Annotated in this window: 16 protein-coding genes; 2 read left to right on the top strand and 14 right to left on the bottom strand. The window is 39.7% G+C overall.

All coding sequences use genetic code 11. From position 1 onward, the window contains the following. Positions 1 to 190: 190 nt before the first annotated feature. From ENLAB_RS14750 to ENLAB_RS14705, 10 genes are all read right to left on the bottom strand, one after another. On the bottom strand, positions 191 to 2227 hold the full coding sequence (locus ENLAB_RS14750; protein ID WP_081119165.1) for a cation:proton antiporter: 2037 nt from the start codon (positions 2225 to 2227) through the stop codon (positions 191 to 193). A 3-nt stretch (positions 2228 to 2230) separates the two neighbouring features. Next, complete coding sequence (locus ENLAB_RS14745; RefSeq protein ID WP_008379625.1) at positions 2231 to 2512, bottom strand: hypothetical protein; 282 nt, start codon at positions 2510 to 2512, stop codon at positions 2231 to 2233. A 190-nt stretch (positions 2513 to 2702) separates the two neighbouring features. Continuing rightward, complete coding sequence (locus tag ENLAB_RS14740) at positions 2703 to 4823, bottom strand: peptidoglycan D,D-transpeptidase FtsI family protein (protein WP_244351787.1); 2121 nt, start codon at positions 4821 to 4823, stop codon at positions 2703 to 2705. Positions 4824 to 5134: 311 nt separating this feature from the next. Next, positions 5135 to 6163, bottom strand: coding sequence for an LCP family glycopolymer transferase (locus tag ENLAB_RS14735; protein ID WP_096742483.1), 1029 nt, complete (start codon positions 6161 to 6163; stop codon positions 5135 to 5137). 186 nt (positions 6164 to 6349) lie between these two features. Further along, on the bottom strand, positions 6350 to 7159 hold the full coding sequence (locus ENLAB_RS14730) for an ABC transporter permease (protein WP_086292785.1): 810 nt from the start codon (positions 7157 to 7159) through the stop codon (positions 6350 to 6352). Positions 7160 to 7204: 45 nt separating this feature from the next. After that, a complete protein-coding gene (locus ENLAB_RS14725; protein WP_244351784.1) occupies positions 7205 to 8260 on the bottom strand; it encodes an ABC transporter ATP-binding protein in 1056 nt (351 codons plus the stop codon). 168 nt (positions 8261 to 8428) lie between these two features. Next, a complete protein-coding gene (tagD, locus tag ENLAB_RS14720) occupies positions 8429 to 8830 on the bottom strand; it encodes a glycerol-3-phosphate cytidylyltransferase (protein WP_081119169.1) in 402 nt (133 codons plus the stop codon). 109 nt (positions 8831 to 8939) lie between these two features. Continuing rightward, positions 8940 to 9140 carry a cold-shock protein gene (locus ENLAB_RS14715; protein ID WP_005229578.1) on the bottom strand — a complete coding sequence of 67 codons (201 nt, stop codon included), beginning with the start codon at positions 9138 to 9140 and terminating at the stop codon, positions 8940 to 8942. A gap of 144 nt (positions 9141 to 9284) precedes the next feature. Then, complete coding sequence (locus ENLAB_RS14710; protein ID WP_005229576.1) at positions 9285 to 9890, bottom strand: superoxide dismutase; 606 nt, start codon at positions 9888 to 9890, stop codon at positions 9285 to 9287. Positions 9891 to 9966: 76 nt separating this feature from the next. After that, positions 9967 to 10410 (bottom strand): GtrA family protein, encoded by a 444-nt coding sequence (locus ENLAB_RS14705; protein ID WP_420681252.1) that lies wholly within the window; start codon positions 10408 to 10410, stop codon positions 9967 to 9969. 132 nt (positions 10411 to 10542) lie between these two features. Here ENLAB_RS14705 and ENLAB_RS14700 point away from each other — a divergent pair, with 132 nt between their 5' ends. Together ENLAB_RS14700 and ENLAB_RS14695 are read left to right on the top strand one after the other, a co-directional pair. Beyond that, positions 10543 to 11352 carry a DUF1189 domain-containing protein gene (locus ENLAB_RS14700; RefSeq protein ID WP_244351778.1) on the top strand — a complete coding sequence of 270 codons (810 nt, stop codon included), beginning with the start codon at positions 10543 to 10545 and terminating at the stop codon, positions 11350 to 11352. Positions 11353 to 11378: 26 nt separating this feature from the next. Beyond that, positions 11379 to 12374: a phosphoglycerate dehydrogenase gene (locus tag ENLAB_RS14695; RefSeq protein WP_244351776.1), complete on the top strand. Its 996-nt coding sequence runs from the start codon at positions 11379 to 11381 to the stop codon at positions 12372 to 12374. Positions 12375 to 12438: 64 nt separating this feature from the next. Here the strand turns inward: ENLAB_RS14695 and ENLAB_RS14690 are convergent, their stop codons facing one another. The 4 genes from ENLAB_RS14690 to ENLAB_RS14675 form a co-directional block, all read right to left on the bottom strand. Further along, on the bottom strand, positions 12439 to 13383 hold the full coding sequence (locus tag ENLAB_RS14690; RefSeq protein ID WP_244351774.1) for a glycosyltransferase family 2 protein: 945 nt from the start codon (positions 13381 to 13383) through the stop codon (positions 12439 to 12441). Between the two features lie 58 nt (positions 13384 to 13441). Further along, on the bottom strand, positions 13442 to 13741 hold the full coding sequence (locus tag ENLAB_RS14685) for a HesB/YadR/YfhF family protein (RefSeq protein WP_244351772.1): 300 nt from the start codon (positions 13739 to 13741) through the stop codon (positions 13442 to 13444). Positions 13742 to 13752: 11 nt separating this feature from the next. Next, complete coding sequence (locus tag ENLAB_RS14680; protein WP_005229566.1) at positions 13753 to 14418, bottom strand: potassium channel family protein; 666 nt, start codon at positions 14416 to 14418, stop codon at positions 13753 to 13755. A gap of 86 nt (positions 14419 to 14504) precedes the next feature. Next, positions 14505 to 15134, bottom strand: coding sequence for a response regulator transcription factor (locus ENLAB_RS14675; RefSeq protein ID WP_077452576.1), 630 nt, complete (start codon positions 15132 to 15134; stop codon positions 14505 to 14507). Between the last annotated feature and the right edge of the window lie 3 nt (positions 15135 to 15137).

Raw genomic sequence — 15137 nt, 5'->3', positions numbered from 1 at the left:
GAGTTTTTTCTTCGCTCATTGTACCACATTTCATCAACGGAGACGATGAGAGAAAAAAATCAATTTTTGTAAAAAAAGAATGCCTTCGTCAGTTTATTCCATGGATGATCCATGTTGATCACCTACGGGGAATAACCTGACGAAGACACTCCATAAAACGTGCATCAATTCATGCACCTTTTGAGACATATTATCGGCGGAACATCCGCTGTTTCGGCTGTTCTTCCGCTCGAGACATCGCATACGATTCTAACAGATTGACATTGCGTCGGTATTCATTTGCAGAAATCGTCGATATTTTTTCAGCCACTTCATATTCATCGATCGTCTTGCGCTCGAGATAATAGCCCCAAAGGACTTTCTTGACAAAAATCGGCTCTTGCTCGATCATGATCGTTTCAATGAAATTGCTATGTTCAAACCGTTTGATGCTCATTTCTCGTTGACGAATAAAGAAATTGATCAGCGAGGAATCATAGACATCTTCTAAATTGCTCAAACTGTGAAAAATGTATTCGCTGTTTTTTAAGTAGATTTTTTGTACTTCAGAAATGTCTCGTTGTTTCAAGGCATCTTTCAGTTGCTGCCGTCGCTGTAAAAACAAACGAGGATGGATCAATACACGAATAAAGCGCTGAATAAAGAAGAGCCAAAAACTAAAGAATGAGAGAATTTGTTTTGCGAGGGAATGCTGTTGCTGAGAAATAAACCGTGAATAAAAACGATAGCCATTTAGACTGACTTTCCCATTTCGATAGGCTTCATCCAAGCCATCTTGTTCGATCGACAAGATCAACCCTTGAATTTCTTGGATTTCTTGTTTTTCTGAATCTGTCAAACTATTGCGATACAATTCCCAACGGCGATTTTCATAGGAATTGATGACAGCATCGATCGCTAAGCGACCTTTATCAGAAAGCTCTTGTTTTTCTTCTGCTTCCAATTGTTCGATGACGTCTTCTAAGATCAGCAAGTGATTGAAGTCGACACTTTCGGCAGCTTCACCATCTGCCAAATAAGGCAAGACCATCACGCTGATGATCAATGTCAGCAAAATCACACAGGCGGTCAAAAACAAGAGCAAGCTCCGTTCCTGAAACGGTGTCTCATGCACCATCACCGGTAAAATAAAGATGGCTGCCAAACTGACTGTTCCCTTGACGCCACCAAAGGTCAACAAGGCGACTTGATTCATAGACACTTGTTTTTTTGATTGTAAGAACCAATAATAAAATAGTAAAAAGAGAAAACGAACGAGGAAAATCACCGCTGTGACGACTAAAATCGTGATAACTAGATGCCAGTTTGCATAGTTTTTGCTTTCCCAGATCGGTGAGAAGACTTGTGACAACTCGATCCCTAGAAAGAGAAACACTAATGCGTTCAATGTAAAGACTATGGTCGACCACGTGCTTTCCGAAATGTTCGCCAACTCTGCATCAAACAACGAGATCCGCCGTTTTCTTTGGGCTTGGGCTACACCTGCCACAACGGCTGCGATGATCCCTGAGACTCCGATCATTTCTGCCAGCAAATAGGCAGCAAATGGCAAGAGTAGTTCAATCAATAAGTATACTGTGACATCTTGTGCCGAGATTTTTTCAATAAAACGTAAAATCCGGCGTTTCAGCCACACAATCAAGTAACCGATAAGTCCGCCGCCGATACTAGAGAAAAGGAGTTGGAAACCTGCGTTGGCTGCTGAAAAACTCCCGGTGGTCAAAGCTACGATAGCAAACTGTAATGCGGTAACCCCCGAAGCATCATTCAGTAAGCCCTCGCCTTCCAGAATATGCATAATATTTTTGGAAATTTTCAAACGTTTTGCTAATGAAGAGACTGCCACCGCATCAGTTGGTCCTAAAGCAGCCCCAAAAGCGAAGCAAGCAGCCAGAGGTATCGTCGGCATTAGCCAATGGAGTGTTCCCCCGACGGCAAATAATGTCATTAACACGCCACCAAAAGCCAAAAATAGCACGATCTTGCTGTTTTTTAAGATTTCCGGAACGTCTGCCCGCTCCCCTTCACGAAATAGCAATGGACCAATGATCATTACTAAGAACATTTCTGGCTCAAAGGCGATCTCTTGGCCCATCTCTGTAAGACCTAATAAAATTCCTAAAATAATTTGAATAAAAAAGATCGGTACCGAGGGCAATATTTTGCTCGCCACATTTGATAATGTGACAAGAATTGCAATGATAATGACGAGTTCAATAAATTCCATCCATTACCCTCTTTTCTTTCGAATTGCTAATAACAGCTCAAGAAAATCTTCTTTTTTCAAAAGGATCTTATCGTTTAGAAGACCTAACTCCTTTTCGTTATTTTCAATCTCACATTGGACACGCCGTGATTCCAAGCGATATAAATCGTGTTTCATTCGTTCAAATTTTCGGAAAAGCAATGGATTTTTCCGTTGCAAATAATCCCGAATCTCCTTTTTTTCAGCTGGTGTAAATTGTCCCAACTGCTTCATTAGTTCTTGCTTACTTAAACATTCCTTGTTCATAATTACGTTTTTTACCCCTTTTATCATCAGTTTATCTTTTTATTTAACGTGCAAATCAAAATTATCTCTTGACCGCTAGTATTCTAAGCCAATCATTCAAAAATAGCAAGTCTTTCTCACTAAATGTTGGTTTTCTATCAGTTTTCTTATAAAACAAAAAAACCGCAGTCTTCACTGCGATTTTTTATGCTTATTTCATATATAGGTCGTAGTAAGCATCCATGATTTCTTTGGCGATTTGAATATTTGGATGGGTATCTGTGTCGCCTTTTAATTGAGGCATTACGATCGCGATGGCAATATCCGCATCGCTGCTAGGTCCGTATGCCACGATATTCAAGTTTACTAAGCTGACGGTGTTACCGTTACTATCCACGATCGGTGTCTCGGCAGTCCCTGTTTTAGCGGACACTTCCATTTTTGCAGAAGCCAAGCCTTTGGCAGTTGCCCAAGCATCCGTTCCATGAACTGCATCATAAAATCCATTTTGAACAATTTGCATTTGAGCATCTGTTAAACCAACTTCGTTCAATACCGTTGGTTCGATCTCTTCAATCAGTGAGCCAAGACCGCCAGTTTCATCATTGCCGTAAATACCGTCGACGATATGAGGCTGCAATCTTTTGCCACCATTAGCAACAGTTGCTGCATATTGTGCCAGTTGCAACGTCGTATAGGTATCAAACTGACCAAAAGCCAAGTCAAGGATCTTCCCACCATCACTGACCGGGTCCATGTTATCGATCGATGTGCTGATACCAGTCGCTTCTCCCGGTAAATCGATCCCAGTTTCAGTTCCCATACCAAAAGAGGCAAAAGACGAACGTAGTTTTTCATAGACATCCCCTTGACGATCCACTGTTGGAATCGAAATACCTGACTGATAATTGATGCCCATCAAACGTAAAGCGACTTGCATCATATAGGAGTTAGAAGAAACTTCCAACGCCTGCTCCGCAGAAAGGTTACGATTATTTGCCCCAGTTGGGTTGAAAATTGAGGCTTTGACATCGGAGCCAATTCTGATTGGTTGATCCAATAACACTTCATTGCCGTTTAAGACCCCATTTTCCCAGCCGGCAGCCAAAGTCCCGGCTTTGACAACGGACCCTGGTACAAAGGAATTAATGAAGGTACCAATGGCATTTTCCTGCAATTCATTTGAACCTGTGTCATGATGATAACCAGACATTGACAAAACGCCGCCGGTTTTTGGATTTAACGCCACTGCGTATACCCCTGGAGAATATTCAGCTGCCCCAGAATCAATCAGTTTTTGGAAATTGTCTTGCAAAATTTTGTCAACTTTCGCCTGAAACTCAGCATCCAATGTTAGAACAAGGTTATCCCCTTTTGCTCCAGCAAAGGTTTCTTTTTGACTTTCAATATTATTATTGTTATCAAGGGAGATCTCAGAAATGGATTTTGTACCTTGTAAGACTTCTTCATACTGCTGCTCTAAATAGCTACGTCCAACACGGTCATTACGAGCATAGCCTTTTTCTAAAAATTCGTCTAGAACTTCTTCAGGAATTCCTTGTTCTTCACTAGTCACCGTTCCGATCAAACTAGCCAGAGAACTTCCTTCAACGATCTTTCGTGTCCAATCGGTACCGGTGGAGATTCCCGGTAAATCGACCATGTTTTCAGCAACAATAGCTAATTCACGGTCAGACACATCCGACGTCTTAATAAAGACCGTACTCAAAGATTGGGCGCTATTCATCCGCTTAAAAATCGTGGCTGCTTCTAATTCTGCATCAGAAAAATTGATTTCATCTTCTGTCACTTTCTCAACGGTTGCCGCATATTGTTCAGAAGTACCTAAAGAACGCTCTTCATCACTCAATCGGTCAGTTGCTGCTTCAAGATTGTCTTCATCTGCCAGCCAAAAATCCTTAAGATCTCGATCAGACAAGTTTTTGTCCACAGGAACTTCGATCAACTCGCTCAATTTTTTGGCCGTTTCTAACAGATCTTGAGCGGTCATTTTGTTTCCGCGGGTAAATGTGATTGCCGCATTGGCTTGATTTTCCACCAGCGCTTTTCCCGAAGCGTCATAGATCATTCCCCGTGGGGCGCTTCCTTTGACTTCCACTACAGATGAAGCTTTCAACTGCTGCTCAATATTGTCGCCATTGACGATCTGTAGATAGCCTAATTGAACGATCAAAGATACAAACAAAGCAAAAATAATAAAAAACAAAAAGTTCAATCGAAATGGAACATGAGATTTGCGATACGATTTAGCCTTTGGTTCTTCTGGCCCCTTACGTATCCCTTGGACAACTTTATCTTTCAAATTCTTCATCTCATCTATCCTTCCAATCTATAATGACTACTGTCCTATTTTACCAAAAAATTCGATTCGAAACAGAAAAAACAAAAAATATCCATTAATCCTTAGAAAAAACTATAAAAATTGGCGTCATTCCGAGTAAATGTTTCACAGTTTGATTGTTTCATTTTCATTCTTTCATGAAAAAATTGTTTTTTTAAGCTTTCTTATGTTTTTTCATTTGATGATCTCGTGAAACAAGATTCCCCCTGGTACTTTTGTGGAAAACTAAAAGCAGGAGGACTTTCGGTCACCCTGCTTTTTTAGGCTTCTAAAGATACTAGCTACTCCCCAGTTGTTGAATTTTCTTCTGAGAAGGTCAAACTGTCGTCGTATAACTGATAATTAGGCGATCCGTTAGTATATTCATCGCCTTGGGTCAAACCCTCGTTCGTCGGAAGCTGCAACTGCTCCTTTAACAAATTTTGCGTATGCAACAACTGATTCGTCCCCAATAACTGATAATACACTCCACCAATCAGTTGCCCTTCTCCTTGGAGTTGCTCTTGTTTGATGGTCGTAAAAGCAGGAATATAATTGGTACCGATGTCCATCATATCATTCCACGTAAGATCCGTCTTCGAATTCTTTTCAACCGCTTTGAGAATCTTTTGGTAATTACTGATGCCATCCAGACTCATAACTTTTTGAAGAATTTTCGTAACCACTTCTCTTTGCCGTCTTTGGCGACCGATATCCCCTTCCGGATCTTGTTTGCGCATCCTTGCATAAGCCAAACCTGTCTTCCCATCTAAGGTGATTCGCCCTTCAGGGACATGAACACCTTCTAAAGTAAAATCGATAGCATTTGTCACCTCGATACCTCCAACTGCATCGATCAGATCCCGCATCCCTTGCATATTGATCGTCACATAGTGATCAATAGGAATGTCCAAGAGATTTTCAACAGAGTCCATGGCCATAGCCTCCCCACCGAAAGCATAGGCATGATTCAGCTTATCGATCGTATTGTAACCAACGATTTGTGTGTAAATATCTCGATCAAGGCTAATGATCGTTGACTGTTTTTTTTCAGGATTGACCGTCACCACCATCATACTATCCGAGCGACCTTGCTCGGTTCGACCTAATGCCCCAGTGTCGATTCCCATCAGCAAAATGGAAAACGGATCTCGATCTTCAATGCTGATCGCTTCCTCTCGTTTGTCTGTTTTCCGATCAACAGCGTGAGAGATTTGATTAAACGTGGCATTTGTCTCTTGATAAACCTGCATCCCGTAGATCGTTACTCCAATGATTCCAACCACTAACACGATTAAAATACTTAAAATTACCTTTTGATATCTCCGCATCTTACACCTCACCAATAAAAATTCACTCATCAAATAAATTTTCCCACAAAACGCATCTTTCAGCAATCGCTATCATGAATCAACTTCATATTTAATGCTTCCGTAACTTCTTTGAAATAAACAAAAATAAAACAAAAATAAAGTGCACCCTCTAAGTTAGAGAGTGCACCGAAAAAAGTCACTTTTTTAAATATAATCCACAAAACGAGCACGAAACTTCATATGCAGATGGCTTCCTAAAATAAGAAGCATCAAAGTTAAACACCAGAAGATAAGTGTATAAGTTGTTTTTTCCCAAACCCATGCACGGGAAAGAAAAGTATCACGAAATCCTTCGATTAGATAGTAAAAAGGGTTCAAGCGAAGAATCTTGATCAACCAAACAGGCATGTTTCGGTTATTAATATCCCAAATCGGACCAGAAACATAAAATAATAATCTCAAAACAGACTGTAGAAATATATGATAGTCACGTATCAGTACTGTTATGGTCGCATTCAATAGTCCAAAAGCAAATAGGAATATGACCATCGCAAGAAAGTAATAAATAAATTGTAACCAATAGATACTTGGTGTTACACCTGCTATGAATAACGAACCTACCACGATTGCCACCATAGGAATGTAGGATGACAAATTACTTATAATATTGATCGATGGTAAAATACTTACTGGAAACTTCATCTTTGCTACCATTCCAACTTGTCGGTGAATACTATTAGAAGCGCCTAGTACAGATGCATTAATATAAAACCAAGCAGTGATCCCAATCAGCATCCAGATAATAAAAGGAACGCCATCAACTTTCCTATTCCCGTTCACTCCTAATCCGAAAACCAAATAATAAATACCGATTTGAATCGCAGGATTTAATATTTGCCAAGCTAATCCCAAATAATGGCTCTGATAAGTAGCCTTATCCTCATATCGAGACATCCGGAATATAATTCCCGCATGCTTAAATTGTTCTTTTATGACTGCAGCAATCTCTTTCACAAACTTCTTCCTTTTCTATATGAACTAAATAAAGAAACATCTTCTTTATTTGAAAACTTGACTGATCGTCTCAACAGGATTCTTAATTGCGTAAGTAATCGAACGCCCACTAAAAGAAACCAGCGAACAAAATATCGTTGCGGCTACTACCAAACCTAGGATCCCTTTAGTTAGCCAGCTCATTTTTTCCCCTAAAGGTGTACGTTTCAAGTTTTTTTGAATCATTTGGTCCGAAAGATTTTGTTGTTGCAAGAAGTGATCTTCACGGCTTTTTTCTGCTAATTTCTCCAAATTAAAGGCTTTCTGGTCTTCTTTATATTTGTCTTGATAGGCTTTTTGCTCTTTCTTTGGCTGCTTTTTGAACCAATCGATGAATTTGCGATATTCAGCCATTACTTCTTCAGTAGGACCAAACATCCGTAAATCACCATAGTGCATCCAAATCGTCCGGTCGCAAAGCTTTTCTACCTGTCCTAAAGCATGACTGACAAAAAAGATGGTTTTTCCAGCTGCTTTAAATTCCATAATTTTATCCACACATTTTTGATAAAAAGTTTCATCACCGACAGACAAAGCTTCATCAATAACTAAAATATCTGGATCATTATGAACAGCAATAGCAAAGCCTAACCGTGATTTCATCCCACTGGAATAGCTTTTAACGGGTTGATTGATAAAGTCGCCCAAATCAGCAAAGGCCACGATTTCAGGCATCTTTTCATCAATTTCTTTATTAGTCATTCCAGACATCAGGGCTTTAAGTCGAATATTTTCTAGTCCGGTCAGTTGATATTTCAACCCCGCACCGATCGCAATAATCGAGGTGTCACCATTTACTTCCATCGTACCAGATGTCGGTGGGATAATGCCACTGATCACGTTGGATAAAGTTGATTTCCCAGAACCATTGATTCCAATGATCCCTACTGATTCGCCGGCTTTCACATCGAAGCTGACCCCTTTTAAGGCCCAAAATCGAGGAACATTGCGATGATAGAATTTGAATAATGCTTTTACTTTATCCGCTTTCTTTTTATATAAGTCGTATTCTTTCGTCACTAAAGTTGCACGGACTTTGATTTCTTTTTCCACTTTCTTCATCCATTCTCATAGAATTTCTAATTGATCGAGTCAACTCACAAAACATCATACCATATTTTGTGTTCTGAACAAATAATCAATGAAAAACTAGTAATAAAATCTTAATTTCTTGAAGTTGCGTTCAACAAAAAAAACATCTGTAAAAGATGCTTTTTTATAATAGTCCTTTTAATTGGTAAGTTTCAAATCTTTTTTGATTTGAGTAGTTGATATTTCCGGAGTTCGTGCTAGATAGATCACTTCAGCAGCTGTTTCTTCTTGAATAAAATCAAATTTGCCAGCCCAATCATCTCCCATAACAAAGGTATCCACATGATATTCTTTGACATCGGAAACTTTTTGTGCCCAGCCTTCTTCAGGAATCACTAGATCCACATACCGAATCGCTTCTAATAATTGCTTTCTTTTCTCGTAAGAAAAGTAGCATTTTTTTTGCTTTTCGTTCCAATTGAATTCATCCGTTGATAGTGCCACGATCAAATAATCGCCTTGCTCTTTTGCACGACGCAAAAGATTGATATGTCCATAATGCAATAGATCAAATGTTCCATAAGTAATTACTCGTTTCATTCTTATCCCTCTTCGCTTCCTAGTCTTACTAATGTATTGAAGATACCAAATATGAAAAGAAATAGCAAATTAAAAAAGCTGAGTACTCCCTCAGCTTTTTTGTTCTGATTTAGACTTTGGTTACTTCCGCTGCTTGCGGTCCGCGAGCACCTTCAACGATCGTAAATTCAACTTCTTGACCTTCTTCAAGTGATTTAAAACCGTCTCCTTGAATGGCAGAAAAGTGAACAAATACATCATCGCCACCGTCAACTGTAATAAAACCAAACCCTTTTTCGTTGTTGAACCATTTTACTTTCCCATGTTCCATAGTGTGTAAAGCCTCCAATAATTATAATCCGACGATTCCGTCGCCTTTATTATAGCGGATTATGTAAGCGTTAGCAATATCAAAACGATTCTTTCTATCCACAAAAAAAGAAGCCTTTTAGCAGGCTTCTTTCTAGTAAATTGTTTAAGCTTTTGCGAAATATTCGTTTACTTTGTCCCAGTTAACAACACTCCAGAAAGCATTGATGTAATCTGGACGAACATTTTTGTATTTCAAGTAATACGCATGTTCCCAAACATCTAAACCTAAAACAGGTGTTTGACCATCCATCAATGGTGAATCTTGATTCGCTGTTGAAGTAATCGCTAGTTTACCATCTTTAACGACTAACCATGCCCAACCTGAACCAAAACGTCCAGTTGCAGCAGTTTTGAATTCTTCTTTAAAGTCTTCAAAGCTGCCAAAAGTTTCTTCAATTGCCTCTTTGATGGCTCCAGTAGGTTCGCCACCAGCATTTGGGCCTAAGATTTCCCAGAAGAACGTGTGGTTGGCATGGCCGCCACCATTGTTACGAACTGCTGTTTGAATATCTTCAGGTACAGAAGAAAAGTCAGCTAATAATTCTTCAACTGTTTTTTCACCTAATTCAGGATGTTTTTCAATCGCTGCGTTTAAGTTTGTTACATAAGTGTTATGGTGTTTATCATGATGCAAATGCATCGTTTCTTCATCAATGTATGGTTCTAATGCATCGTATGCGTAAGGTAAATCTGGTAATGTGTAAGTCATAAAAAAATTCCTCCTCAATGATAATGTTTACATAAGTAACATTATCAGACTATCAGACTTTGTTCAAAAAATATGCTTACTTTTTCTCACTTTTTTTCGTATTGAAAATCAAAAATTTACTAAACACATAGTTTGCCAAAACAACAACAACTTGGGTGACCAGCTTGGCAACTAGATCGCCGGTTGCCAAAATTGAAATAAATAGATACATACAAAGCATATCTAAGCCTAATGATAAGACGCGAAAGAAAATGAACTTCCCAAATGACGCCCATGACTCTTGCTTTGTCTCGGTTTTTGCTTCAAAGACCCATAACTTATTTGTAAAGTAGGCGAACAAAACAGAAGCAATCCAGGAAATCACATTCGCTGTCTGGTAATAAAAACCAAATCCTTCACGAAAAACGAGGTAGACGACAATGTTGACTACGGTCGTTAATCCACCAAAAAATAAATACGTAATCGGCTCCCACAACTTTTTTTGCTGCAAGAACTGTTTGTATTCGTTGTACTTTTGCATTCTTTTGCCTACTTTCATTTCTTTATTAATTCATTCCTTCGATTATTGGTTCTTTTTTTGTGAATTCCTTGTAATTCAAAGAACCCTTCGTTACAATTACTCTAGTTATACCACAAAGGAGTTCATCAGCAAATGACTATCGTCCAACTATTTAAAATTGCTTTTTTCCGAATACCTGATTTAAAATTTGTCAAAAAAGCAGAATTTTCCAAAGTAATCGTTTTTCTATTAAGCGCCTCCGTGCTTATCGCGGTACCGATGACCATCAATGTATTAGGTGTCTTTCGCGATGTGCAAGCAGACGGACAAAAAATTGGAGAATCGATTCCAGATTTTACGATCGAAAATGGGCAGCTTGCTACAGCGCCGAATACGCAAGGTTTCATTTATCAAACCGATTCGATCATCTTTACTTTCGATCCAGATGGCAACCGTACGCCAGCAGATATTGCATCTGATGTCACTGGCTCTGTCATCGCTGTTGGCTTGTTAAAAGATCAGCTGGTCATCCGTATCCCCTCTTCTGGCTTATCGACGTCAATGTTAGATTCTAATCAATTAGAATTTGATTACAGTGAGCCTGCGCTGCGCAATCTTAACGGGCAGGCGATTCGAGAAGCGCTATCAAACCAAGCGATCCCCTGGCTAATCAAACTTATTGTCTTTTTTGTTGCATTGTATCCATCATTTGTCAGCTTGTTGATCACCTTAGTGATGGGGACCTTTATTGCAACGATCTATACAAGATTAAAACGATTCTCCTATACTTTCTTTGAAAATTTAAAGATTCTGATCGTAAGTGCTGCATTGCCTACGCTTATTAGTGTAATCGTACAACTACTATTGCCTTCCTTCGATGCAACTACCTTTATTTTATTTGGTTCTTTATTCTTATTCACACAAGGGGTTAAACATTCTCCAAAAATTCAGTTTAAAACCTGATCTATGCCATGTTCAATTCCTTGAGCATGGTTTTTTTCTCATTCTTTGCTACACTTAAGTTAAAAGGAGGCTTGGCAATGAAAAAAATAATCTTAGCCACTCGAGAGTTTCGCGACACATACGTGAAACAAATCGAAAAAGACTATCAATTTCTTGTGTACAGAAAGGACCAAGCAATTGATTGGTCACAAGTAGAAATTACCATCGGTTGGAAGCCCGAATGGAAGGACTACCTACTAACGGAGAAAACAAATTTGAAATGGGTCCAAGCAATTTCAGCTGGCGTAGACACCTTACCCTTAAAAGAGTTTGCGAAATACGGCATTCGCTTATCTAATGGTAGCGGCATCCATGCTGAATCGATTACAGACCATCTATTGGCTCTACTATTTATGGAAAACCGCGGGATTTTCCAAGCAATCCAACAACAAAGAAAACAGCAATGGTCACCAAATACAATCCCCTATACAAAATTGTCAGACCAAGAGATTTTGATCGTTGGTACGGGACAAATTGGCCAAAAGTTAGCTCAAGCATTGACCTTTTTTGGTGTAAGTCCCATTGGTATCAATACTAGCGGGCATGACGTGATAGGTTTTGAAAAAACGTTCGCGTTATCTGACTTACACGCTTGCGCAAAAACCGCCGATTGCGTCATCAACATCCTTCCTCTGACGGAAGAAACCACTCACTTGTATGATGCAGCTTTTTTTGCCCAAATGAAACCTAGTGCTTCCTTTTATAATGTCGGCCGTGGGCCAAGTGTGGATACCACTGCATTAGCAAAAGCCCTAGAAAAAAAGCAGCTAGCATTTGCCGCACTGGATGTTTTTGAAGAAGAGCCATTGCCCGAGAATGATCCGTTATGGCTCATCGAGAACCTTTTGATAACCCCCCATATCTCAGGGCATACGCCCCATTTTCAAAAGGCATTTATGGCCATTTTCTTAGCGAATCTCCAACAATTTTTGGCGAAACAAGAACTTGAAAAAAATGAGATAAACCTGGATAAAGGCTACTAACAAATTCTTTCCGCAAAAAAAGTGTACAGTTGGAGGCGAAACCTTCAGAATGTACACTTTTAATTTATCGTTGTTTTTCTTGATCTTTTTCAGTTTCTTTCAAGAAATATAAGGGTCTATTTTTGGTTTCTAAGAAAATTTTTCCAATATATTTCCCGATGATTCCCAAACAAAGCAATTGCAAACCGCCCACAAATAAGAAAATGCTGACCATCGATGGCCAACCAGTTGTTGGATCACCAAAGATAAAGGTTCTGATTACAATAAAGATCAATGCGATCAGAGAGCCAAAACAGGAAAGCGCCCCAATAAACGAAGCAATGTTCAGAGGGGTATCCGAAAAGTTGACAATCCCGTCGATCGAATATTGAAATAGTTTCCAAAATGACCACGAAGTCTCACCCGCTACTCGTTCTCGATTCTCATAGGAGAGGTACTCTGTATCAAAGCCGACCCAGCTAAAAATCCCTTTAGAAAAGCGATTGTACTCTGACAGTTGTAAAACGGCATCTACCATATTACGGCGCATCAAGCGAAAATCTCGAGCACCATTTACCATTTCGGTATCGGCAATCTTGTTGATAATATTATAAAAAGCATCTGAGAAAAAACTACGGATCTTCGGTTCTCCTTTGCGATCCGCCCGTCTAGTCCCCACACAATCAAGCTCTGGTTTTGCTTCCAGCATCGCAAACATTTCTGGCAGTAATGTCGGCGGGTCTTGTAGATCTGCGTCCATCACAGTGACAAAATCGCCTTTCGCCGCTTGTAAGCCTGCATAAAGTGCAGCTTCTTTGCCAAAGTTTCTCGAAAAAGATAAATAGCGAACACTTTCGGGGTGGTCACGATATAACTCTCTTAAAACAGGTAGTGTTTGATCTGAAGAGCCATCATTGACAAAAATATATTCAAAGGGCATATTTAATCGTCTCTTCACTTTTTCTGTTTCCTCAAAGAATATCGGCAAGCTCGCCTCTTCATTAAAACAAGGTACAACAATTGATAACATCGGTTTCATCTCCTAGAGCCAATCGAGTTACATCGGTCATCATTTGACCAAACTCATATTATTTTTTATCTTCACTAAAATCATACTTGGGTTCATCTAATGTTTGATCATAATCAACTCTCAGATCATAGCCTTTGAAAAACCACTCATCCGCTTCATCAATAAAAAAAAGCAAGCCGTCAATGGTTCGTTCAACGATCGGACGTTCTGGTTTATCGACTGACATCCCCACGGAAAATCCGTCATGCACTTGTGTTTTGCCATAAATTTTTCCAAAAAAACGAATCCCGCTTCCTTGGTCTACCACCAATTCTTTTTTGAACCATTGCATTGCTTCAGGACTTATTGTTAAGTTCATTTTCTTCACTCCTAATCATTCATATGTTCATCAAGTATATCTACATCATCTGTATTGCCGATCACGAGTAAATTGTCATTTTCACGCACGATCGCCTCTGCATCTGGCGAAACGATCACTTGTCCTGGTCCCCGACGAATCGCAACAACTGTCAGACCATACTTTTGTCGAAAATTCAGCTCAATCAGGGATTTATTGAAAAAGCGTGGATTGGACACACGAATTTCTGCTAGAGAAAATTCATCAGATAGTTCAATATAATCTAAGATATTTTTGGAAACTAGATTATGGGCGATGCGAATCCCCATATCACGTTCAGGATGGACGACACGGTCTGCGCCGAGTTTTTCCAGTACACGGGCATGGTATTCGTTTTGGGCTTTGGCTAAGATATTAGGAACACCCATTTCTTTAACCATCAGTGTGACCAATATACTGGCTTGAATATCTTCACCGATCGCAACGATCACATGGTCAAAGTTACGAATTCCTAGTGAACGCAAGGTCATCTCATCTTGTGCATTGCCGACCACCGCATGGGTGGCGATATTCATGTACTCATTCACCCGATCTTCATTGCTATCGATGGCCAGTACTTCTTGACCAGATTCAATCAATGTACGACAAATACTACCGCCGAAACGCCCCAGACCGATTATTGCATAATTTTGCTTCACCACAAACGCTCCTTTTTTACCAGATCATAATTTAGTATAACAAAAACCTCCTCAACTGACCATGAGGAGGCATAATTATCGAGAATTTATTTTATCAAACCGTGTTTAAAAGCATATATCGTCGCTTGTGTACGATCTTCTACTTCTAATTTTGATAAGATATTCGATACATGTGTCTTCACTGTTTTCAGCGTAATGAAGAGTGAATCCGCAATCTCTTGGTTGCTCTTTCCTTCGGCGATCAACAGTAACACTTCTTGTTCCCGATTCGTCAAATCTTCATGCAAGATCGGTGTCCGATTCGTCAAACGATCCATCATTTTCGTGGTGACTTCGGGTTCTAAGACCCGCTCGCCTCGCTGGGTGGCACGAATGGCTTCCGCAATCTCATGAGCAGTAGACGTCTTTAACAGATAACCGGCCGCACCCGCTTCAATTGCAGGATAGACTTTTTCGTCATCAATAAAACTAGTGACAATAATGATTTTTGCATCCGGCCAATCCTTTAAAATCAATTTCGTAGATTCGATCCCATCCATTTCATCCATCACTAAGTCCATCAAAATCACGTCTGGTCGCAGCTCCAAGGCCTTTTCATACCCTACTCGGCCATTTTCCGCTTCCCCAATCACTTCTATATCGTCTTGAATCGATAAGTAAGAAGATACCCCCAGACGAACCATTTCATGGTCATCAACTAACAACACGTTTATCATCCG

It is taken from the genome of Enterococcus innesii, assembly GCF_022846515.1.
Classification (GTDB): Bacteria; Bacillota; Bacilli; order Lactobacillales; family Enterococcaceae; genus Enterococcus_D; species Enterococcus_D innesii.
The sequence above is the reverse complement of the archived record's forward strand: the minus strand, read 5'-3'. Positions and strand labels throughout refer to the sequence as shown.